The following is a 23,087-nucleotide window of genomic DNA, read 5'->3' as shown; positions in this document are numbered from 1 at the left end:
GCAACGGGGGACTGTCCCCATTCTTTTTTTTTTAGAAAAATAACGCCAGGTTGGTGTACCGTTTCGCAACAGATTGCAAGAATGAGATTTGAATAGTGAGTACCGTAACTGCAATCGTGTTTTGTACTAGCTTTTTTTGTGCCTCATTCAATCCTTCAATGTGGGTGTCGACATATTCCCTGGCTCTTTTTTCAATTAACGCCTCTAAAGTTCGTTCCTTCTGGATTTTAGCTAAGCTTGGGTCGACATCTTCGGCCTCCATCAATTGGTCTCCATCCGGATCTAAGTCTTCAAATATAGAAGAATACGCGAAATACAAGTCCAGTGGATTAATAACATCATCGGAATAGTCTCCGTTTTGCTTAAAGAGCTTCAACAGTAAGTTTTTAATGGCTGTGAAATCCAAGACAGTTTTTAAATCATCAATAATAAATAGCATAGCAGCTTGATAAACAGAGTATTTCTTTCCCCCGTCTGGTGCGCCAATTATTTCCTTCGCATCTCGCTTGGCCCAATTCTGAACCGCCGTCAATTTAAATTCCGAATGCTCAATTTGTGACCCTAAAGCAACAATTTCGTTAATTGAGAACGTCCCTTGTACTTTCCCTGATTTAATAATCTTCTCAAAGATAGGAGATAGCTGGGTGGACAGGAACGCATTCACCGCTTCTTGTTCAGTAAGGTTTGGATGCCTCTTATTCCAAGCCTCTTTTAAAATCTGAACCGGGTTTTCCTCATCCCTTAAGGCTAACAACAAGTTGGCCATTTCTTTCCGCGTTAATTTAAAGGTTTCCACAGAAAAAACTCCTTTTTTAAGTTCTTTTGATTAAATCATATGAATATTCACTTTTGTTGTCAAATGAGTATTTTTTTAAAAAAGTGAGCAATATGATGAAATAGTTAGAAAATTAAAGAAAAACATATATTTTATTGAAAAATTGCCTATTTTTGCCTAAATTTAACTATAACTATATTTGATTATTCAGAATAAAGTTCATATAATAAAATCATAAACAAGGTCAAATGAACTTACATAAGAATAATCAAAAAATACATATAAAGTGAACTTGTTTGAAAACTGAGATGAAAATTATAATAATAAAGGAGAGCAACATTTAAAATGGACAGTTTCAGTAGTCACTTTACGCAAGATGAAAGAGTTCTAAAAGGGTTATTAGAAGGTTCGGACGAGGCATGGTATCAAGTAACAAAGCAAGGCTTAAAAGATGTGAAAAGATCAATGAAACGTTACGATGTTACCAACGAAGATGCAGAGGATATTTTACAAAATGCCATCGTTGAATTTTTTAAAGCTTTAAAAAAGAATGAAGGTGCTATTGAAAACCTGGTCCACTTTGCAGCAAGTGTTTGGAAAAAACGTGTGTTTGCCGCAACAAACAAAGCATTCAACAAAGAACAAAAAGATCGTGACGCCCAGGTTCAATCTGGAGAAATAGAAGTGAAAGAGGAAGAAGCCGATTCTTATTCTCTATACGAGAAGATTGCATATAAAAATAATCATGGAAATGAAGAAGAAAATACCATCATTCGTATAGTGGTGGAGGATTTCCTTAATGATTACACGGAAACAAATAAAAAAATTTTTAAGGATCAATTAAACGGTAAGACGTTTGTCCAAACGGAAGCAGAAATAAACATGTCAAGGGAAACTATTAAGAGCCGTTTCCGCAAAATGAAGCAAAGTTTCCAAGCATATTACATAGAGGGTGCTAACATATAGAAGAATTAATTTTTCAAAAAGAGAGCATCAAGGAGCGTGGAAAATGAATCAAATGAGAGGATTAAAACTGATTATTTCACTTATCATACAAACCCGTTTTAGAAAAGGCTGGACGCAGGGAAAGCTGGCGACGTTGGCAGACATCAATCTTAATCGTCTGATACAAATTGAAAAGGGGACGGTAATACCAAATTATCATGAACTGCAAAAAATCATTCGAGCCTTCAGGCATATTCCGGCTCAATTATTAAATATCCTAAAGAAGTATCCCAAGCATTTGGACTCCTTTTTGATAGAGATTATGTTGGAGAAGGATGAGGACAACTATCAGCATGTGAATGAAAGTGCATGTCTAACCTTTTCTGAATATCATCAATGGGCCGATGAGCATCTAACGAAGTGTAGGCCTTGTAAATCCTTATTCGACAGTAGTAAGGAATCTGTAGAAATGGATGAATGGGATTGGGAGGAAGAGGACGAGACAGAGATACCTCCAAAGGAAATTAAAAACCTGGCCGATAAAATAAAGAAGAATTTTTTTTAAACGACTAATTTTTTTAGTCGTTTTTTTTATTTTTATAAAAAAATTTAAAAGGGTGTCACCGATTTTTATAAGTAGAAGGGACTTTACTAGTATCAAATCAAAAGGAGTGTTGAACATGCAGGTACAAACGAAATTAATGCTATTGGTGGCAATCCTCGGAATATTGGTTGGTTATGCAAGTTGTTAGGGAGTATGCCGAATATTGACTTCCCTACGAACGTTGGTCCCATTTGCTGGGATGACTTATCCGCTTATAAGGGATGGAGATTACAACCAAACAAAGGTTTATTACTAGAGATGAATTTGAAAGCTTGAAGCAACAGATTATGTAGTCCAAAGGGAGTTAGGTTGCCTCCCATACGGCGGGCAACTTTTTTTAAAAAATTTCACCGTTTTTTTGAAATGAAGGGACTTATAAGAATAACAAGGAGGCGATGGAAATGAGACGTGAAATAACAGAAAAATATCCAGTATTTATTTTAATCCCACCAACAGAGTTTTAAAAAGTTTGTAAAATGGTTCACCGATTTCCAAAAAGTGCAGGACTATATCCATAAATCGAATACAAAGGAGGGAAAACGAAATGCTACCAATTATATTTGCACCAGTTGTCATTGAGGCTGTAGCCATTGCTGCTGGCACATATGCAGCCAAAAAAGTTATTGATAAAGTTCTAGATTAATAGCTAATAGAAGGAAAGTGAGGTGACCACTATGTTTAGAGAACCGGATTTCGACTTGCTGGAAGTAGTTGAATGGCTGATTGATATCATTATGGACTGAGATTTGGACCCCAATTGATTTCGGATCGAGGAGAATGGCAGTCAAACCCTGTTGCTATTCTCCTCTGTCCGAAAAAAATAATAGAAAGCTTCACCGATTTTTAGAAAGCGAAGGACTATTACACTATCAAAACAAAAAAGGAGAGATTTAACATGTTATTTCTAATCCCAATCCCAACTACATTAGTAGCAGCTGCTGCAACTGCAGTCATTACAGCAGGGCTACCTCAAGCTGCAACCATCGGGACAATTGTTGCTGGATCAACAACTACAGCAGGAAATGTTGGCACCCTTTACGCTGCGAAGGAATTGATTGTCGATTAAAGTGTGGCGACTAATGCCCGTGTATTCAGCCTATTTGGCTGAGTACAAATTAACTTGGAGGTAATGAGCATGTTCAAAAACATATTTCACACAGGATCTCAAAGTAAGTCAGCGTATCAAGACGGTTCCCATGGTGGGAAAGGAAAGGTACCTCTTGTTAAAACAGGACCAACACAAGGACAAGAGCGATCTCGAAATCAAAATGGACAATGGAGGAAAAAAAGGAGTGATACGGGCGTTCCACGAACATAAAAGTCTCGAACGAAGGACTTTAGTAGCAACACCATAAAAAAGGAGGAAATAAGATGTTACCAATTATCATCTCACCACAGGTTATAGTAACTCCTGATGTACAAAAAACATTAGAAGAAAATCTTAAAGAAATGAATTCAAAAAAATAAAAAGCTTCACCGATTTTTAGAAAACCAAGGACTATTACACTATCAAAACAAAAGGAGATGTTGAAAATGGGTTTATTAAAAGGATTAGGTTACTTTGTTGCAGGAATCGGTGCGGTTGCCGCTGCGCCACTAGTAGTAGGAGCCGCAGCTACCGCAGCAGCTACGGCGGGAGCGATTGCCGTCACAGCAGGCGTCGCCACCACAAGTAGTGCTGTAGCCACTGGACTTACAGCAATGGCGGTGGCAGAAGGAACAACGGTTGCCGTAGGTACTGGTCTAGCTTCAAAAGGAGCAAAGGAAATCATTAAAAGCTAATAGGGGATAGAAGAGATCAAAATCAAGTGAGGTGATGGGTAAATGCTCAGAAATATCGTAGCGCCTCCTCTAAGGCCAGGCGGGAAAAAACCTAGATTAAGTGATTTAATCAAAGTCTATTAATAAACGGCTAGAAAAAAGTAGGAGGTGCGCAAATGGATGAGATCCTAGACTTTATCTTTGAAGTGGTAGAAGAAATAATCGAAAACCTTTAGAAAAAATCAATTTTGATATGAATATAGGAGGAGTAATTATGTCAATCAAACAACGTTTTTCTAACGCATTAACCTGTGCCTCAATGGGAGGCGCGAGTGGGGCTGCTATTGGAGGTAGTGTGGTAGGTGCAGTTACTGCCGTAGGTGGTACGGTCGTTGGCCCAGTTGGTACATTCTTCGGTGCAGTAGTTGGAACCGGTGCAGGAGCTGCAGTCGGAGGAGCACTTGGATCAACGGGTGGGTTTATTGCGGGTCTATTATTCGAATGAAGGCACCATAAAAATGGGGACAGTCCCCCGGCGCTTTAGCGCAACGGGGGACTGTCCCTACTATTATTCCTTCGCCCTTTTATCTAAATACATCCTCAACCGATTATAAAAAACCACATTAACAACCATCACGAGAAAATAGAAAATCAGCGAATAGTAAATTTTCCAGGTCTTATAGGTAAACAACTGAAAGAAATATACCGAAATGCCTTCTAGCGTACCTAAAATAATCATACATAGCAAAATAAAGAACCATTTTCGCGGCTTCTTACCCTTATAAAAATGCATGAAAAATAAAATCGTCCCCGGGTACACCAAATTTTGCAGAAAAATATCGGTGATTTCGCCACTATTTCTATCGACCGTATCGTAAAAATCGTAGGGAGGCATCGCAAAAAAATAATCCCCTAACGTAGTCAACTGTAAATTCAGAAGCGAAATACAGATAATTTCTGACCAAGTCAACTTCCTATTCCTCACAGTAATATAATAGACTACCATAGCAACGATAATCGAAATCCCGATAACAAACCACTCATTCCCATCAAACTGTTTCGGGAGCAGCGGCTTAAAGGCCTTCTCATAAATCTCCTTCATCTCGTAATACCATTTCCCTTCGCAGGATCGGAGGCAGCTTTTCCATGAAAAAAATGCATGTATAGAGAACAATCATTGCGAGAATAAAATCAATGGAAGGATACCAGCTCTTACTTTTCGATACCAATACACCAACTACAAGCAAAAGTTTCTCTATAAAAACTCCACCTGCCACCCAGGAGAAACAAGCGACGATTTTAACAGATAATCGATGGTTGCCGCGCAATACGTACAGAACCCACATCAAAAGAACAGGAAAAATAATTCCATATTGTAGTCTAGCTGACCAAAAAGGCAGATGCATTTCAACCACCCTTAGTCGCTGGTAGGGGGAGGAGAGCAAATAGAAAAAGTTTTGACACCAGTAGGATGAAAACATAAATAGAATAAAGGCTTCAAACGGATCGAACCGTTTCTTCAGGGACCATAAACTTAACAGTGATAGAATTGACAAAACAAGGAGCAATAAGAAAATAATGACCATGACCCACTCACCTTATAAAAAGTAAGACATTACTACCTATCGTTTACTTGTATGATGAAAAGTATCCAAAAACTGTCTTGTCAGGCCCGACCTTAAAAAATTATAATTTTTCCACCTTTATTCATAGTTTGTTCATAATTGTAAGCTAAGATAAATTCATGCAGCGAAAAGGCATAAGCACCTTTTTCTGACCCCTTAAAAATATATTTGTATTGCGTCCGGCATATTTGCCGGACATTTTTTTGTCTTTTTCGGGGGACAGTCCCCCACCCAGGTAACGCGCTGCCGTGCCGGGGGGCAGTCCCCCGAAATTAGCTACTATTTTCAATTACCTTTTTATAGGAAACCCCACATATTGACCACTTTTGGAAAGAGATCGACCACTTGAACGAAGATATCAACCACTATTTGAGATTTATCGGTCGCTTTTCCCCACATATCAACCACTTTCCACCCAATATCGGCCACTCACCCAAAATCCAGCCCAATCCCACATAAAAAAGCCAGTCCCCGCACTTTGGGGACTGGCTCAACTCATTATTCTTTTCCACTTCGGGGGACAGTCCCCCAGCCAAGAACTACCTAATCCAAACCCCATTCCCATCAAAGTAATAGGTTTTTCCGCCGATGCGTACGGTGCCTGTCACCATGGCGCCGCCGCTATTAAAGTAATACCAGACCGTGCCCACCTTCAGCCATCCGACCTGCATCGCACCACTACTCTTCAAGTAATACCAAGTCGTACCACTCTTCAACCAGCCCGTCTTCATCGCTCCATTATCCGCGAAGAAATACCACACCGACCCAGATTTCATCCAACCAGTGGCCATCACGCCACTGCCTTTAAAGAAATACCACACCGTCCCAACCTTCAACCAGCCAGTTACCATGGCGCCATTACTGTTCATGAAATACCAGCTCGAGCCAGCCTTCACCCAACCAGTCTTCATCGCGCCCATACTGTCCGAATAATACCAACTCGAACCAACCTTATACCAGCCAACCTTTTTCACGAAAGTCGCGGGATCGTAATAATACCACTTACCGTTCGACCACACCCAACCAGACTTCGCTTTAACAACCGTCACCTTCGCCGCTGGGCTCAAATTACCATAACCGTCGCTCACCGTAACAGTGATCTCCGTGCCAACAGGCTGCGTAGCAATCTTCACGGAAAAACGGCCATCCTCACCAACCAGCCCGTTACCAATGACATTAAAATTATTCAAGCTCACTTCCACATACGTACCCGCTTCAGCCTGACCCGTCATCACCGTCGCACGGTCGTTCACTTCATTGACAATCGGCTTCTCAGGAGCCGTCACATCGATAAGCGTCATCACCGCACTATAGCTAACATTCCCAACCGCATCAGTTGCAGTTACAAAAAGATCGACTCCGCCTTTTTGCTTAGGAATCCCCACAGCAAAACGTCCGTCATCACCAGCAACCCCTGATCCAATCAACCGATCATCAGCAAACACGTCCACTTTCGAGCCCGCTTCCGTCGACCCCTTCACCGTCGTCGTTTGATCCGTCACTTGCCCATCGATAACCGGCTTAACAGGCGCCGTGCCATCCTTCACCACGACAAACGTTGCTTCACTTACATTACCGCCCTTGTCCGTAGCAGTAATCGCTAACTCCGTTCCAGCTTTTTGCTTAGGTATTTTTATTGTAAAATAACCTTCACTTCCAGCAACAACAGAACCAATCACCGTGCCGTCAACACCGCCAGTCACGATCATCTTCGCACCAGGCTCAGATTTACCAGTCACAACCTCATCCTTATCCAGTACTTGGTCCACAATCGGTTTCTCAGGATTCGTTCCATCTTTTACCACCACAACTGTAGCTTCACTCACATTTCCAGCCTTGTCCGTTGCTACAACAGTTAATTCAGTCCCAGCCGTCTGTACAGGAATCGCCACAGTAAACGCGCCATTCTCACCAATCGTTCCACTGCCAATCTCCGAACCACCGACAGTCACGACAATCGCTGCCCCAGCTTCACCCTGACCAGAGACAGCTGTGTCTTTATCCGTTACCTCATGGACAACCGGCTTTTCAGGCTTAGTCACGTCACTAACCACGACAACCGCCACATCGCTCACGTTACCAGCCAAATCCTCTGCAGTAACCTTCAATGCCGTCCCAGCCTTTTGCACAGGGATCTTTATGGAAAAATAACCATGGTCATCCGCAGAATCAGAACCAATCACCGTACCGTCGGCCGTAACCTTCACACTCGAACCTGCCTCAGCCGTACCACGGACCGCCGTGTCTTGATCCGTCACATCGCCAATAACTGGCTTCCGAGGTGCCGTCCCATCCTTTACAACAACCGTAGCTGTTTCACTCACATTTCCAACCTTGTCAGTCGCAGTCACAGAAATCTCTGTTCCTTCTTTTTGCACAGGAATGGCTACAGTAAATGTTCCATCTTCAGAAACCGTATCCGAACCAATCACCGAACCGTTACCCCTGACCGCCACTTTAGATCCTGCTTCAGCTGTACCGGTAACCCCCGTATCCTGATCCGTTACATCGCTAACAACGGGCTTCCGAGGTGCCGTCCCATCCTTCACGACCACCGTAGCAGCTTCACTAACATTCCCAGCCTTGTCAGTAGCCGTAACCACTATTTCCGTTCCTTCTTTTTGCGCAGGTATGGCCACAGTAAACAGATCAAACATAGTAGCAACAACCGAACCAATGACCGAGCCGTCCACTGTAACCTCTACTTTAGAGCCGGCTTCAGCCCTACCGCTAACCTCCGTATCCTGATCCGTCACATCGCCAACAACTGGCTTTCCAGGTGCCGTCCCATCCGTGACCACAACCGAAGCGGCTTCACTCACGTTTCCGGCATTGTCGGTAGCCTTCACGACAATCTCTGTTCCAGCCGGTTGCACAGGAATTTCCACCTCAAACGTTCCATCCGCAGCTGCCACACCCCAACTAATCGCTGTCCCATTTGCACTTACCATGATCGTGGACTTCGCTTCCGCTTGTCCTTTTACAGAAGAATCCGCATCCGTCACCTCAAAAACAACAGGTTGTGGAGGATCAGTCACATCTAACACTAGAACCGTAGCCGCTTCACTAACATTCCCAGCCGTATCCTTAACAGTTACTGACAACCACGAACCAGCCCTTTGTTTAGGGATCTCCACAGCAAACGTGCCGTCTTCCGCAACCGTACCAGTACCAATCACGGACTCACCACTGCGAACCTCCACAGCCGCTTTAGGTTCCGCTTGACCAGTAACCGCCGTATCACGATCAGTCAATCCATTCAAAACGGGCTTCCCAGGTGCCGTCAAATCTTTTACAAAAATCTCTTTCGACGTCGTCAGCTCATTGGCCGCATTCCAAACCTCAAACTTCAACGTCGTATTCTCTACTAATCCGTCCACTGGAATGGAAAAATATCCATTCCCATCGGTTTGACCACTTGCCAGCTCTCGGCCATCTTCAAACACCTTCACAACCGCATTCGCAAGCGTCTTACCAGAAAGAGCCGTAGAATCCTTTGTAAAATCATCTACATAAAGATCTGACACATCATAAGAATGATAGTAGGTATACCCAGACAAATCCGTTAATTTTACAGAAATAGAAGTACTGTTTCCAATGTAAAAATCGTTCAAACGAAATGTTCCGTTCTCCTTCAAAGAAACACTTTGTCCGTTCACCTCAACTGCAACAAATGGAAGGGTAGCACCAGTCAAATTCACCCGGCCGCCCGAGCTAACAAGCGGTGTATCATAAAGGTTGAAAGGGACACTCTCCATCACTCGATTGGATGCTCGCAGCGATGAAATCGTGTTAGATCCTGAAAAAATCGCTTGTCCATCAGTTGGTGTGTAATAACCAAAAGTGACAAAGCTCGCACTCACAGTACCGTTCACCGTCAGCCCGCCATAACTACGCAATCCGCCCAGCACATAGACATTCCCGTTAATCGTTACATTGCTATTAATCGTTAACCGCGCACCAGGAGTGATATACACATCCGAGTTGACCGTCTTGTTGGACCAAGTTTCATACGAGGTAACGACATAGCTGCTCAACGGCTCCACACCCTTAAGCACGGTAAAATCGCCAACACTTAAATCGGTCTCATCCGCTTTTACTACGGTGCTATTCAAATTACTATCTTTTAATTCAATAGATTTTACTTTCCAATTACCAACCTCAGTAGTATTGTCAATTGAGAAGCTTCCAATAAATTGAGATCCACTATAGGATAGGGGGACTGTCACTGTAGATTGATTTATTGGTGAAATGTAAGTGACTACACCTTCCTGTAAGTTGGTGTCATCCTTAGCATCTACAGTTATATGGACAGAATCACCTGACTCCACTAAATTCTTATCTATAGATAGCTTAGAAAACGTAGGAGGGTTTGATTCATTAAACACTCTAAATTCACCATTATCAAATTTATTTAGGTAATCATCTGATTGAAAAATAAGGGTTTGATTATTAGATGTATCTCTTATATTAACGTAGGATACACTGTAAACTCCCGCTGCAGATGTAGAGGAAATAGGGATGATCCCTTCATAGCTATCTGTTTCCGAATTATAGTTCACAGGAACGTTAAAAGTCGTATCAGTGCCAGGTACCTGATAATAGAGATAGACTGATTTGATTCCAAAATCATCAGTAATCTTAAGGCTAACTTTTACTTGATCTCCGAAGGTTGCTTCTTTCTTATCGACAGTCATGCTCTCGAAGGTTGGTTTAGTAATATCCGCGCCACTTGTGCCGGAAACCGTAAAAGATCCATTATCAAACTTATTTTGGTAATCATCTGATTGAAAAATAAGGGTTTGATTATTCGAAGTATCCCGAATATTGATGTAGGATACCTTGTAAACTCCTGCAGCAAAATTAGAAGGAATGGAAATAGACCCTTCATAGGTATCTGTTTCAGGATGATAGCTGACAGGAACGTTAAAAGTCGTATCAGTACCAGGCACCGTGTAGTATAGATAGACAGATTTAATTCCAAAATCATCAGAGGTCTTCACACTAACATTAACCGTATCCCCAGGACCTGCTTCCCATTTATCTACACTGATACTCTCAAAAACGGGCTTGGTAGTATCTGCGCCACTTGTACCGGTAACTGTAAAGGAGCCATTATCAAACTTATGTTCATAATCATCGGATTGAAAAATCAGGGTTTGATTATTCGAAGTATCCCGAATATTAATGTAGGATACCTGATATACTCCTGTAGCAAAATTAGAAGGAATGGAAATAGAACCTTCATAAGTATCCGTTTCAGGATGATAGCTGACAGGAACGTTAAAAGTCGTATCAGTACCAGGTACCGTGTAGTAAAGATAGACAGATTGGATTCCAACATCATCTGTGACATTAACACTAATCTTTACCGTATCCCCAGGACCTACCTCCTTCTTATCCACGCTAATACTTTCAAAAACAGGCTTCGTCACATCAGCCGCCGCCATCACATTGCTGATAGGCACTGTGCTAATGAACAATAACACCGCCATAAATAGGGATATGACTCTTTTCAACTCTATCTCACTCTCTTTCTTTTAAAAAAATTCACGAATAGTTTAATAGTATCATAGTTATGTCGAAAAACAGGTATTACCTACCAAATTTATCGGATATAAATACTGGGAATTCTGCCTTTTCGAAAAATAAATCCTTCAATAGTTCGACAAAATTCATGGTTTATCCGCATGTTCAATGGGGTAAACCATTTACAATTAATGTATATTGTTGTAGAATTCAAAATTAGAAGAATAAAAGGGAGGGAGAATAAGAAGTTGGAAAGGAAAGCTGGAAAGAGTGCGAACACCGTCGATTTTTCTGAGATTGTGAAAAAGGCTTATGACAAAGGCGTAAACGAGAACGAAATCACCCTTGAAAAACTAATGGAAGAACTAAAAGCGGATTTAAAACAATTAGTTGTTTGCTAATATATATTATAGATACAAAAGGCTGTGGGAGAGAAATCTCCGCAGCCTTTTTCTGTGGGGAAATTGGTTATATTTCACTCTCGTGGGAAAAATAAAGAAAAACGCATGAAAGCGGAGAAATTGCCTTTAGCATCAACAGAATGGTCATCGAAGTCGTTAAAATTGACCTTTTTTAATATTTAACCGCCAAAGATAGAGCTGGAAATGATTTGTATTCGCGAATTGTAGATAGTTATTCGCGGATTTCCAACTTTTATTCGCGAATCTGCATAACTTATTCGCGAATGTACCATCTTTATTCGCGAATCCTCGGACTCATCAAGTCTACGGGTCAACCCAACCGATTTATGAGCGAATTTTCCTCATTTATGAGCGAATATTCACATTAAATGAGCGAATTACCGCTCCATATGAGCGAATGAAACCCATTTATGAGCGAATCTAAAAAGAGGTAACTTAAAAGCAATCAATTTAAGAGCGATTGCCTAGTCTATTGGCGAATCTCCGCACCAATCGGCGAATCCGCCCAGTCTATCGGCGAATCGCAAAAACCAGCCTATTCAAAGAAAAGGAAGCCCAACCAACTTTCGAACGTTTTAAGCCTAATTTAGAGCAAACCTTACGCTTTATCGGAGGAAACCCATCCATGCATATAATCCTTACCGCGATCCTTCTCCTTGCGGCGTTCTGGAAGGGGGATTGGCGACATTGGCGTAAATATCATCACACCATTCAATATATTATTATCTGTAACCTACTCTACAACGTTCTGTGCAGAGACCATTTGCTCTGGAAACAGAACCCGGATCTATTACCGGAATCCCATGCAATCGTTGATCTCATTTATACCTTTATCAATCTCCCTGCGGTGACATTGATCTATCTTACTCATTATCCATTTAAAACATCCAACGGGAAACAAGTGCAGTACATCCTGTGGTGGATCCTGGGCTCACTCGTCGTCGAATACCCTTTTTATAAAATGCACAGACTCCTCCTCCAGCATGGGTACCACTTCTGGATGGAGCCCATCTTCTACATAGCGATGTACACCATGATTCGCCTGTATTTCACAAAGCCGCTTCTTACATACGGAATCACGGCTGTCATTATTGTATTGCTGCTTCAATACTTTAACATTCCCGTTAAATAGATCCTGGAAAACCAAGAGAGGTCACATTCAATGTCTAGAGATTACATAATTATCATTCTAATATGGGTTATAGGTATAAGCGCATACCTATTCCTTACGCCAAAAAACCGATACAGAAAAGTCTTGTTCGCCTTAATTCTCTGCCAGGCCTTTGTATGGGTGAGCTCGCTGTTACATGTCAAATATCATCTGCTGGCCTTCCCGGTCCGTGAATTTCCGAAAGCCACAGATGTGCTCGTCACAACCGAGTATTTCTTTTACCCACTTCTATCAGGGTTTTATATCATCTTTGAACCAAAACGATCACTCGCCATTCGCTTACTCTATTTGTCGCTTTGGATCTCGGGCCTGACCCTAATGGACGTCATGCTGGTAAAATATACGAACCTCATTGAGTACGTACATTATTCCTGGTACCTAACCTGGATCAATTTCTTTTGTATATTTGCCGTCACAAACCTCATCTACCAATGGTTTTTTAGAGACAAGGCCCATTTTCAGGTGGAAAAGGAGGCGGTCAAATGAGACTAGAATGGTGGATTTTACTCGCTGTTTGGATTCTAACGACCGGGATGCTTTTCTTCATCCCCAAAAAGAAAATCTGCTTAGCCGTGACCGCCTTCTTATTCAAACAAGGAATCACGTGGATCTTTGGTTTAGTGGTAGTTGAATATGGTCTCCTATCATACCCAATCAGGCTATTTGCAGACGTCAATCGCTCAAGCTTTACCTATGAGTTTTACGTCTATCCAGCCGTTTGTGCGATCTTCAATGTATTCTACCCGTACACGAGGAGCAAGCTCATCCAGTTCCTATACTACTGTGCGTTCTGTACCGCCATGACCGTACCGGAGATTTTTCTCGAAAAATATACCGATTTAATCCACTACCTGAACTGGGCCTGGTACTGGACGTGGATTACGCTGTTCCTCACCTTTGCGCTCACTCGGTGGCTTTGTGTGTGGTTTATCAAGGGAATTGAAAAAGAGATGGATGAAAGTGGAATACACAAAGAGTAGTTTGCTGTATAATTATGGTATAAATCCATAATGATGGAGGAGGCCCTATGGGAGACTTACGGTTTGGCCTATTTGCACTTTTTCCGATTGTATTGTATTTGATCATTCTCGGATTCACGATCTATTTCATCGTCCGGGCACTGCGGTTCATGAACGACAAAACCAGATTAGACCAAGAGAGAAACGACAAGCTAGATGCCTTAATCAAGGCGGTCCAAGCGAACAACAAAGAACAATAGAAAGCGGGGAGCTGCCTCCAAAGCATCTCCTTTATTGAAAACTTTAAACATCTTTAAAAGTTTATTCATAGTTTGTTCATACAATCGGGGTATAGTAAGTACATGAAAACGAGATGCATATCTTACTTTTCTAAGACCCCCTTAAAATATTTGTATTGCGCGTCCGGCTTCTCTCATGGAGCTGGATCTTTTTTTGTCTATGAAGGAAAAAATGAGGTTCCGCCCGGCAAAAATTGTCTTTCATCCCGCCGATGAAAGACAAAAACCCAGCCCGCCCTCTCCATACCTGACCTCACAATAAAAAGGACCTACCACCTTCACAAGGAAGAAGGTATGCCCTTCAATAACCGAGTTTCTACATATTAATATATTAGTGTTTAAAACGCAGATTTTCCTTTACACAACCCACGCACGTCATGATAATAGCGAAATAAATTTCGTCCGTCGGCCTTGGCTTGGTAAAGGGCATAATCGGCATGCGTCATTAACGTTTTTTGGTCCTCTCCGTCCTCAGGAAAGAGGCTGATTCCAATGGAACAAGTCGTTGTAAAGGAATGGCGATCGATGGACCATTGCTCCTGCAATGATTGAATAATCCCACTAGCTAAATCATCGAGGTTGTTCTTCTGAGCTAATCTACGAGCAGGACCTTTGGAATCGAGCCGCTCCACATTCCAAGCAGACGTCATCTCCTTTGAATCAGCCCAAGAATAAATAACCGCAAACTCATCACCGCCAAGTCGACAAAGCGAAGCCTCCTCTGGTAGAACCGCCTGAATCCTGCCAATGAATTGCTTCAAGAGCTCGTCCCCTACATGGTGGCCCATTGTATCATTGACCCATTTAAAACGGTCTAAATCTAGAAAAAGTAAAGCAAACTGCTGATTCGCACCCACAGCTACCGATACCTTTAAATGAATCGGTAGGGTCTCAGACTCAACACCATCCGCCACCCGAGCTACATTAAACGCTTTACCCAGCAATCGATAAAACGCCCTTCGGTTAGCAACCCCCGTCAGCGAATCCACATAGGCGAGCTCCTCTAGCTTCTGCTCATACTTCTTGCGCTCGGAAACATCTCGTGAAACCACAACATACTGGAGCAACCGTCCATCCTCATCAAAAAACGGATCACAGTGCGCCTCAATATAAATCGGTTCGCCACCATCCTTCTGCAACTTTCGGTACTCCAACATATAGGTCCGCGGCTCAGCCACCATCTCCTCAAACGACGCACGCACCGCTGCCACATCTTCAGGATGAATATTGATAAAAAACGGCTTTCCTATCAAATCATCCGGGTCGTAGCCGAGCAAGGAATGGTGGGCAGGCGATGCATACTGCACCAACCCGTCCGTAGACACCAAACGAATCATATCTGAAGAATGCTCCGCAATAATCTTAAACCGATTCTCCATGCTTTTTCGCTCCGTCTCATCCCTAGTAATCGCTGCAAAACCAGTGATCTGTCCGTCAAAATTCCTTAAGGGTGAAACAGACACATTCACATCAACGAAGGAACCATCCTTGCGAACGAACTTCGTTTCCCAGTTACGAACTACCTTTCCTTGCCGCAGTAAGATTCTCATCCGATCCTCTTCCTCCTGCAACCGAGCGGGAATAATCGGCAACTTAGCACCAATTAGCTCATCCTTTGTCCAACCGTACATCTTCTCAAAGGCGGAATTCACATAAACCACCTCGCTATCTACAGTGGTGATATTAATCGCATCCACCGTACTGTTAAAAAAGGACTCCAACCGCTCGTTTGTTTCTTGTAAAGAGGCAAAAACCTGCTCCCTTTCTGAGTAATCCTCAACCACAACGTACACACCATATAGCCTCCGATCGACCATTGGAATGAATTTCAGCTGTAACACTAAGAACCTCCCATTTTGACGTGTGGAAATGACCTTACATTCGGCAGCCTTCCCTTTTAAGGCAGAGTGTAACTGTGTTAAAACTGTAAGCATATGACTCGAGTCCACAAAATCGGTGAAAAATCCCCCAGCCATCTCGAGAAAGGAAAGACCAAATAATTGTTCCGTCGCAGCATTTACTCTTGTAATCCGTCCATTCTCATCCAAGCTAAGAATGGCATTCGGATTTTCTTGAATGAGTGCTTTAAATAAAGGTATATTAAAATTCAACATCGCACGGCGATAATTCAGAAATAGAACTTGAGCAATAATCACGAGTAAAACCAATAAGATGCAAAACAAAAAGACTAAATATGGATTAAATAAATTCATCATGTAAATTGCACCTCCATATAAAAAAGATTAATAGATTAATTTTAGATATCGTAGGAACTTTCGACAATCCGTTGGCCGTGAAATGGACGAAAGGACGATTAAGGAGTAGGTATAAAGTACTCATCTGTCCTTTTTTCACCAAAAAAATTACTAACATTTACATGTTAAAATTTGTGAAAGAATAGTTTACCATTATTTTAGGAGAATAATTACCATTTAAAAACTACGTACCAAACAAACATAGAAATCAACTAAACGAGATAGCAGGTGATGAAATGGGGGTCATCGTTCACCATGCCCTATCGGCGTTAGAGCGCATATCTGATGGGGTACTTAGTATTGATTTGGAAGGACAAATCACATATATCAACCAACCAGCAGCCCAATTATTAGAAATTGCTCATGCGACACAAACGGGGGAACCAATTAGCAAAGTCGTACGAAACGCAATCGCTGTGGGACTAGAAAGAAAAATCAACCACGCCATCAGCCAACAAAGCGATGCCCATTTTGAGCTCCAGGTCCATGCTTCAAAATGGATTGAAGTTCATATATATCCATCTGCTGATGGGGCCACCATCCTCCTGAGGGATATCACCCCACAGAAGCAAATTGAGGAAACCATCCAAGTCCAGAATGAGAAATTGTTGTTATTAACGGAAGCGGCTAACCATTTATTTTATAAAAAAGAACCCAAAGCGTTGCTAGACGCACTGTTTCAGGATTTAGCCGAATACCTGGACTTGGATGTCTATTTTAATTACTTATACGACCCGGCAAAAAGCAAAATCCGCTTAATGAACTATACTGGAATACCTGAGGCAACGGCCAAAGAAATCGAGTGGCTGGAATTAGGAGAGGCAGTCTGCGGCTGTGTCGCTCGTGACCGCAAGAGGATTGTCGCAGAAAAAATTGATACATCAGATGACATCCGGGTTCAACTCGTCAAAGGCTGGGGCATCAAGGCTTATGCTTGTCATCCGTTAATGTCGTACGGTAAACTAATTGGAACCCTATCATTTGGGTCGAGTAAGCGATCACATTTCACGGAAGAGGAGCTTGACCTTATCTTCACGATCTGTCAGCAGGTGGCCACTACCTTAGAGCGGACCTTCTTAATTGCTGAACTAACACAGAAGAAGGAAGAGGCGGAAAAAGCCAATCAAGCCAAGTCAGATTTCTTATCGATGATCAGCCATGAGCTACGAACGCCGCTCAATTCAATCATGGGCTTTGCGCAAATATTAGAAGCGGACCAAAGGGATCCACTAACTGCTGGACAGAAGGACAGGGTGCAGAAGCTTCTGAAAGCGAGCCGGCATTTATTGGAGCTGATCAATGACATGATTGAAATTACTCGTAACCAAACGGGCCAACGGACCCTACAGGTGGAATCCGTCCACCTCGAATCTGTTGTTGAGGATTGTATAAAAATGATCCGCTCTATTGCGGACCATAAGGGAATTTCCATCACTAGTATTTGTCACACGGGAACCATTCAAACCGATTCCAAGCGAATCACACAAGTGTTACTGAATCTATTATCGAATGCCGTAAAATATACGCCGGCCAACGGGCAAATCGCAGTCACAGGTGAGCCACAGGGCGATGGCATCAAAATTACAGTGAGCGATACCGGCATTGGAATTTTACAACAAGAGCACGAAAAAATCTTTACTCCGTTTTATCGGATTTTTAATAAGGATATGAACATCGAAGGGGCCGGAATTGGCTTAACCATTGTGAAGCAATTGGTGGAGGAGCTACAAGGGGAAGTGGGAGTCGATAGTCGACCAGGGGAGGGAAGTCAGTTCTGGTTCACGATTCCAAATCAGAGGTAAACAAAGGGGAGAGACAAATGAAGCCGATTAAATGGATCCTGGCAGAGGATCATCCTGACTCAATGGAAATCATAAAATATTTCATCGGTGAACTGCCAGATTTCCAGTTAGTCGCAAGCTGCACAAACGGGGAAGAGCTTGTGGAGATGGTGATGGTCATGAAGCCGGACCTCGTGATCACAGATATCAATATGCCGAAGAAAAATGGGATCCTGGCGATAAAAGAATGCCTTTCCTTTCACCCGACTCTCAAGTTCATTTTTCTAACGGGCAATGATGAATTTGCGATTGAGGCATTTGAGATTAACACCGTCGATTATTTGGTGAAACCGATTGAGCGGACGCGGTTAATGGTTGCCATGGAAAAAGCGAGGAACATTCTCCAGTTTGAACACGGCGATGGGGATACCCGCAATCACCGGCTACACATGCTTCCGTTAAAGGAGCAAAACTGCACGCAGTATATCCCGCTATCGGACATCTACTTTATTGAAAAAGCAGGGAAGAAATGCTTGGTGTATACAAAAGCGCAGATTTATGAAACAAGCGAGTCCATCAGTAAGATTATGTCCCGGCTCGATGATTCCTTTTTCCAAGCGCACCGGTCGAACATTATTAATTTGAAAAAAATCTCGCAAATCATCCCGCAGAACGAAACCTATATGGTTCATTTCAAGGACTACGACAAGCCAGCCAGCCTGTCCAAACTCAAAATCAATGAAGTCAGAGAAAGAATGCTTCAATAAAAACAACGGCCAATAGAGTGTTTGGAGGAATCCAGGCCCAATTAGGCGAATCCCCTCCTAATAAAAAAGGAGTAACCATATGTGAACTGAAACACACATACGGTTACTCCTTTTTCTCTGCCACATGGGCTAACAGATTCAGGTATTCATCTAACTTTTGGCTGCACTCAACCGCTTCATCGGACGTAATCCCGTACTTAGCCACACGCTCAGCCAGCTCCTTCTTATATTGCTCAATCAAGATAATCAAATAGGTCATATGCAATCTGCTCCCTATGCAAAAAATCCCAGTGATTTGTAAAAATAATCGTAGCACGGAACTGACAAAATATGATAGTGAGGGAGTGGAATGGACCAAATGCGGATTGAAATGCGGAAATCTCGGTTTCAAGAGACTCGAGACCGTTTCAAGCGAAAAAATAGGGTTTGTTTGTTACTAAATAATGGATTATGATGAGGGGGATACTCAGACTAAAGGTGTGATAGTTATGGTCCATGCAGGATCTTACGATATGAAGCTCGTCATTTTATCCGTCATTATTGCTATCTTCTCTTCATTCGCCTCGTTAAAAATCATGACGAGACTAGCCGTAACCAAGGAAATCGAAAGGCAATTCTGGATTCTAGCAGGAGCAACCATCATGGCATTAGGCATTTGGACCATGCATTTTATTGGCATGCTTGGACACCACTTACACAGTCCTATGACGTTCAATACCAGTCTCACCTTTCTGTCCTTTCTTTTCATATTCATTGGCTCGGCCTGTATCTATGTCATTACAGCTAGATCCACCATTCCCTATCTCTCCAAATTGATTGGAATAACCGTCATGGGGGTTTCCATTATTGGGACCCACGTCATTGGGATACTTTCTGTACAGCCAATGGGAGTGGTCCATTATCATTTGCTTCTTACACTCATTACGTTGTTCCTGTCTCTTACAATAGGGGCAGGCATCTTTCTTCTGTTTTTATATATAAAAAATACAACAACGCATATTACGTTAAAAAAACTGATTAGCTCTTTTTTCATCGGCATTGGTGTTTCAGCTGTCCACTACACGGCAATGGAAGCAGTTCAATTAACGGAAGGACCTTTGTCTTTTAATGTAGAACGGATGACCATGATTAGCAGTCTGGTCTTCTCAACCGATCGACTGGCCTATGTGGTGGGACTTGCAACCATAGTCATTATTCTGTCGATTATAGTTTTAACCTATTCAGATAAAATAAAAGCGGAACAGCAGCGACTCCTGTTGGAAAGGGAGTTGGCCGAACAAACAAACAAGGCACAGCAGGACTTAATTAACACGATCCAAAGACAGCAAGGCGTAACCTTGAAATATGTTAAAATCGGGGAACGTTATGTTCATACCTTGGCTGAGGGAGAGCTACTGGCCAAGCTTGGACTCACACCTGACATTGTCGTGGGCAAGGACTTGAGAGACTTTTTGCCTCAGGACTATGCGGAGCATAAGCTTCAGTCCTATATAAAAGCCTGGGAGGGTGAGGTCGTCAACTATGAAGAACAGTTGAACGGGACGGATTATTACATGAGCCTAAGCCCTGTAATCGAAAATGGGAAAGTAATTGAAGTCATCGGCTCGGGGATTGATATTACGGAACGGATGCGTGCGGAACGAATTCTATTAGAGAGTGAAAAAAAACTAAGAGAATCACATGCCTTACGCAGAACGCTCATCGACAGCTTACCGATTGCCATCTTAGTTCTCGATACCAATCTCAATATCATCTCGGTCAATAAACCTCATTGTCATCTATTTAACATCGATGTTCCCATCAAAGAAATCATCGGAAAGAACGTCGTTCAGTATCGTCCGAACTATTACAAGAACATTAACGAGGAAGAGGCCAAGGTGAAAGGGATTATTGAGAATAAGCAGCCGGTAATAGATGAAATCGAACTGCACAGTGGAAGAATTATTAAGCGAAGCTATTTTCCATTCTTTGTGGGTAAAGAATTCAGAGGGCATTTATGGACCTTTGAAGAAATCACAGAGCGCAAACAAATCGAACAAGCCAACCAGCAAGCGCGGGAAGCGGCGGAGAAGGCGAACTTGGCGAAATCTCGGTTCTTGTCGAATATGAGCCATGAGCTACGCACGCCGTTAAATGGCATTTTAGGCTTTGCGCAATTGTTGGAATTAGATGATACACTAACGAATCAGCAGCGGATGTTCGTTCATGAAATCAACAAAGGCGGCAGACATTTATTAAATTTGATTAACGAAATATTTGACTTATCTAAAATTGAAGAGGGGAAATTAACCATTTCAACCGACAGCATCAGAGTCGATACGGTGGTCAACGAATGTATCAATCTAATTGGTTCGGCTGCAGATCAAAAGAGTGTCCAAATCATTCATGAAACGGAAAACGTGGAGGAGGGCTATGTGTATGCCGATCCGATTCGCTTGCGGCAAATAATCTTAAATTTACTGAATAACGCGATTAAGTATAATCGGTTAAACGGGGAAGTAACGGTCTGCTATACGTACCAGGAGGAACATCTATCCATCCATATCCGTGACACAGGAATCGGCATCCGGCCAGAAGAACAGGAAATGATTTTCGCGCCGTTTTACCGAATTAATCATGCCTATATAGAAGGAACGGGAATTGGCCTCTCTCTCGTGAAACAGCTCGTGTCATTAATGGAAGGCGAGGTAGGGGTCAAGAGCCAAGTCGGTTTAGGCAGTGAGTTTTGGGTCAGTCTGCCGCGTGCGGCCTGTTGCAAAGACGCCATAAATACACCGAATGAGAGGAAGAACGCAAACCTCCTGAAACAAAATACGTATATTATTCTCTATATTGAAGACAACCCGTCCAATATGCATTTGGTAAGAGAAATACTTGGTACGGTCACTGGGGTGACGTTACTATCTGCGATGACTGGAAAAGAGGGATTAAAGATAGCGGCACAACAGTCACTAGATTTAATCTTATGTGATATTCATTTGCCTGATCTGCATGGGTTTGAAGTACTCGAACGATTGCAGTCGAATCCGCTAACCGAGCATATCCCTGTCATTGCTTTAAGTGCCAATGCACTTAAGGAAGACATTCATCGGGCATTGGAAGCCGGCTTTACCGATTATATCACCAAGCCGATCGATATTCCCGCGTTCATTGAAGCCATTTCAGAGCACATGTCAAACGAATGATAGAAAGGTCCTCCGTCCATTCTCCTATGAGGAAAAGTGCTGTCAGAATGTCGTGAAATGTCCGTTTTTTGTCGCATGCTGTCCTTCCTCACCGGTCATTGGCAGAAATCGGTGCCTCTCGTGTCGATTTCTGAATAGACAGAACCTGTGATAAAAGTTACAGTTGATACTAACAATACAGGAAATAGGGTATATAGGTAGAGTGGAAGGGAGCGTTGATGATGAGCAGAGGAGAACTGGATCAGCTTCGATTGGTCAAAATGGAACATGTGTATCAGCCCTTGTGGAATGTAACCAACATGAGTCTATTTGGATATGAAGCCCTGTTACGATTTCCAGACGGATTCTTCCAAGGGAATATCGAAACATGCTTCGAACAGGCAAGAGAAGTAGGAATATTATATGAACTAGATACAAGATCAATTGAGGGTGCAGCGAGCAGCTTTCCCCTTCATCAACTGAACGAGGAGCGGCTGTTTATTAATATTTACCCATCGACACTGCTTCATCCTCAATTCGAAGCGTTTATAGATCAGTTTTTGCTCACCTATCCACAAGCCTATGGAAAAATAGTCTTTGAATTAAGTGAAACAAAATTTGAAGACGATATTTGGGAAGTGAAAGAACTAAAAGAACGGGTATGGCTCCTAAAAGAAAAGGGATTTTCCATTGCTCTAGATGATATCGGCAAGGGTGCGGCTGAGCTTCAAAAAATGATTGAGTTTACCCCGGATTACATTAAATTAGACCGCTATTTCGCAAATGAACTAGCGGTTTCAAAGGAAAAACAAGAGATGATTGCCCTCTTCATCCAATACTCAAAAGGGAAAATGGGAGTCATACTTGAAGGAATTGAACAGGGGCTAGATTTAGAACAAGCAAAAAAACTGCATGTTCCCGTTGCTCAGGGGTATTTATTAGGCAGACCGCAAAAAATTACCACCCAGAGCTTTATTCGCGATTTTTCTGCGTAAGATAAAAGAGACTTACAGCTAATGGGAGGAGGATG

Annotated in this window: 22 protein-coding genes; 15 read left to right on the top strand and 7 right to left on the bottom strand. The window is 42.4% G+C overall.

Translation table 11 applies throughout. The features are described 5' to 3' along the window. Window positions 1-31 precede the first annotated feature (31 nt). Entirely contained in the window at window positions 32-796 is a 765-nt protein-coding gene (locus ABES03_RS02750; RefSeq protein ID WP_430114968.1) for a DUF1836 domain-containing protein, read from the bottom strand. A 324-nt stretch (window positions 797-1,120) separates the two neighbouring features. On the opposite strand from ABES03_RS02750, the gene ABES03_RS02745 reads away from it, so the two are divergent. The 6 genes from ABES03_RS02745 to ABES03_RS02720 all read left to right on the top strand — a co-directional run bounded on the left by ABES03_RS02745 (window position 1,121) and on the right by ABES03_RS02720 (window position 4,590). Continuing rightward, on the top strand, window positions 1,121-1,741 hold the full coding sequence (locus ABES03_RS02745; protein ID WP_430114966.1) for a sigma-70 family RNA polymerase sigma factor: 621 nt from the start codon (window positions 1,121-1,123) through the stop codon (window positions 1,739-1,741). Window positions 1,742-1,784: 43 nt separating this feature from the next. Then, complete coding sequence (locus ABES03_RS02740; RefSeq protein ID WP_430114964.1) at window positions 1,785-2,285, top strand: helix-turn-helix domain-containing protein; 501 nt, start codon at window positions 1,785-1,787, stop codon at window positions 2,283-2,285. Window positions 2,286-3,219: 934 nt separating this feature from the next. Beyond that, a complete protein-coding gene (locus ABES03_RS02735; protein ID WP_430114962.1) occupies window positions 3,220-3,390 on the top strand; it encodes a hypothetical protein in 171 nt (56 codons plus the stop codon). A 69-nt stretch (window positions 3,391-3,459) separates the two neighbouring features. Next, the gene (locus ABES03_RS02730; protein WP_430114960.1) at window positions 3,460-3,642 is read left to right on the top strand and encodes a hypothetical protein; all 183 of its coding nucleotides are present in this window, start codon (window positions 3,460-3,462) and stop codon (window positions 3,640-3,642) included. Between the two features lie 215 nt (window positions 3,643-3,857). Beyond that, window positions 3,858-4,106 carry a hypothetical protein gene (locus ABES03_RS02725; protein ID WP_430114958.1) on the top strand — a complete coding sequence of 83 codons (249 nt, stop codon included), beginning with the start codon at window positions 3,858-3,860 and terminating at the stop codon, window positions 4,104-4,106. Window positions 4,107-4,359: 253 nt separating this feature from the next. Beyond that, window positions 4,360-4,590, top strand: coding sequence for a hypothetical protein (locus ABES03_RS02720; protein WP_430114956.1), 231 nt, complete (start codon window positions 4,360-4,362; stop codon window positions 4,588-4,590). 63 nt (window positions 4,591-4,653) lie between these two features. Here the strand turns inward: ABES03_RS02720 and ABES03_RS02715 are convergent, their stop codons facing one another. From ABES03_RS02715 to ABES03_RS02700, 4 genes are all read right to left on the bottom strand, one after another. Next, complete coding sequence (locus ABES03_RS02715; RefSeq protein ID WP_430114953.1) at window positions 4,654-5,187, bottom strand: hypothetical protein; 534 nt, start codon at window positions 5,185-5,187, stop codon at window positions 4,654-4,656. After that, complete coding sequence (locus ABES03_RS02710; protein WP_430114950.1) at window positions 5,171-5,671, bottom strand: hypothetical protein; 501 nt, start codon at window positions 5,669-5,671, stop codon at window positions 5,171-5,173. Before ABES03_RS02710 ends, ABES03_RS02715 begins: the two co-directional genes overlap by 17 nt. Window positions 5,672-6,007: 336 nt before the next feature. Next, window positions 6,008-6,139 carry a hypothetical protein gene (locus ABES03_RS02705; RefSeq protein ID WP_430114948.1) on the bottom strand — a complete coding sequence of 44 codons (132 nt, stop codon included), beginning with the start codon at window positions 6,137-6,139 and terminating at the stop codon, window positions 6,008-6,010. Between the two features lie 110 nt (window positions 6,140-6,249). After that, the gene (locus tag ABES03_RS02700; protein WP_430114946.1) at window positions 6,250-11,229 is read right to left on the bottom strand and encodes an Ig-like domain-containing protein; all 4,980 of its coding nucleotides are present in this window, start codon (window positions 11,227-11,229) and stop codon (window positions 6,250-6,252) included. A 258-nt stretch (window positions 11,230-11,487) separates the two neighbouring features. On the opposite strand from ABES03_RS02700, the gene ABES03_RS02695 reads away from it, so the two are divergent. The 5 genes from ABES03_RS02695 (at window position 11,488) to ABES03_RS02675 (ending at window position 14,051) form a co-directional block, all read left to right on the top strand. Then, window positions 11,488-11,640, top strand: a complete 153-nt coding sequence (locus ABES03_RS02695; RefSeq protein ID WP_430114944.1) for a hypothetical protein — start codon at window positions 11,488-11,490, stop codon at window positions 11,638-11,640. A gap of 493 nt (window positions 11,641-12,133) precedes the next feature. Next, window positions 12,134-12,793, top strand: a complete 660-nt coding sequence (locus ABES03_RS02690; protein WP_430114942.1) for a CBO0543 family protein — start codon at window positions 12,134-12,136, stop codon at window positions 12,791-12,793. A gap of 30 nt (window positions 12,794-12,823) precedes the next feature. After that, the gene (locus ABES03_RS02685) at window positions 12,824-13,318 is read left to right on the top strand and encodes a CBO0543 family protein (RefSeq protein WP_430114940.1); all 495 of its coding nucleotides are present in this window, start codon (window positions 12,824-12,826) and stop codon (window positions 13,316-13,318) included. After that, window positions 13,315-13,812 (top strand): CBO0543 family protein, encoded by a 498-nt coding sequence (locus ABES03_RS02680; RefSeq protein ID WP_430114938.1) that lies wholly within the window; start codon window positions 13,315-13,317, stop codon window positions 13,810-13,812. The genes ABES03_RS02685 and ABES03_RS02680 overlap by 4 nt, the downstream gene beginning before the upstream one ends. Window positions 13,813-13,859: 47 nt before the next feature. Continuing rightward, complete coding sequence (locus tag ABES03_RS02675; protein WP_430114936.1) at window positions 13,860-14,051, top strand: hypothetical protein; 192 nt, start codon at window positions 13,860-13,862, stop codon at window positions 14,049-14,051. Window positions 14,052-14,428: 377 nt separating this feature from the next. Here the strand turns inward: ABES03_RS02675 and ABES03_RS02670 are convergent, their stop codons facing one another. Then, window positions 14,429-16,306 carry a PAS domain S-box protein gene (locus tag ABES03_RS02670; protein WP_430114934.1) on the bottom strand — a complete coding sequence of 626 codons (1,878 nt, stop codon included), beginning with the start codon at window positions 16,304-16,306 and terminating at the stop codon, window positions 14,429-14,431. Between the two features lie 275 nt (window positions 16,307-16,581). Between ABES03_RS02670 and ABES03_RS02665 the strand changes: the two genes are divergently transcribed. Next, entirely contained in the window at window positions 16,582-18,147 is a 1,566-nt protein-coding gene (locus ABES03_RS02665; protein ID WP_430114932.1) for a GAF domain-containing sensor histidine kinase, read from the top strand. A 17-nt stretch (window positions 18,148-18,164) separates the two neighbouring features. Beyond that, the gene (locus ABES03_RS02660; RefSeq protein WP_430114930.1) at window positions 18,165-18,893 is read left to right on the top strand and encodes a LytR/AlgR family response regulator transcription factor; all 729 of its coding nucleotides are present in this window, start codon (window positions 18,165-18,167) and stop codon (window positions 18,891-18,893) included. Window positions 18,894-18,996: 103 nt separating this feature from the next. On the opposite strand, the gene ABES03_RS02655 is transcribed toward ABES03_RS02660, so the two are convergent. After that, complete coding sequence (locus ABES03_RS02655; protein ID WP_430114928.1) at window positions 18,997-19,152, bottom strand: Spo0E family sporulation regulatory protein-aspartic acid phosphatase; 156 nt, start codon at window positions 19,150-19,152, stop codon at window positions 18,997-18,999. Between the two features lie 229 nt (window positions 19,153-19,381). Between ABES03_RS02655 and ABES03_RS02650 the strand changes: the two genes are divergently transcribed. Next, window positions 19,382-22,078: an ATP-binding protein gene (locus ABES03_RS02650; RefSeq protein WP_430114927.1), complete on the top strand. Its 2,697-nt coding sequence runs from the start codon at window positions 19,382-19,384 to the stop codon at window positions 22,076-22,078. Window positions 22,079-22,296: 218 nt separating this feature from the next. Beyond that, window positions 22,297-23,052 carry an EAL domain-containing protein gene (locus ABES03_RS02645; RefSeq protein ID WP_430114924.1) on the top strand — a complete coding sequence of 252 codons (756 nt, stop codon included), beginning with the start codon at window positions 22,297-22,299 and terminating at the stop codon, window positions 23,050-23,052. Window positions 23,053-23,087: the final 35 nt, after the last annotated feature.

Origin of the sequence: Neobacillus rhizosphaerae (assembly GCF_050477885.1) — a bacterium.
Classification (GTDB): Bacteria; Bacillota; Bacilli; order Bacillales; family Cytobacillaceae; genus Neobacillus; species Neobacillus rhizosphaerae_A.
The sequence above is the reverse complement of the archived record's forward strand: the minus strand, read 5'-3'. Positions and strand labels throughout refer to the sequence as shown.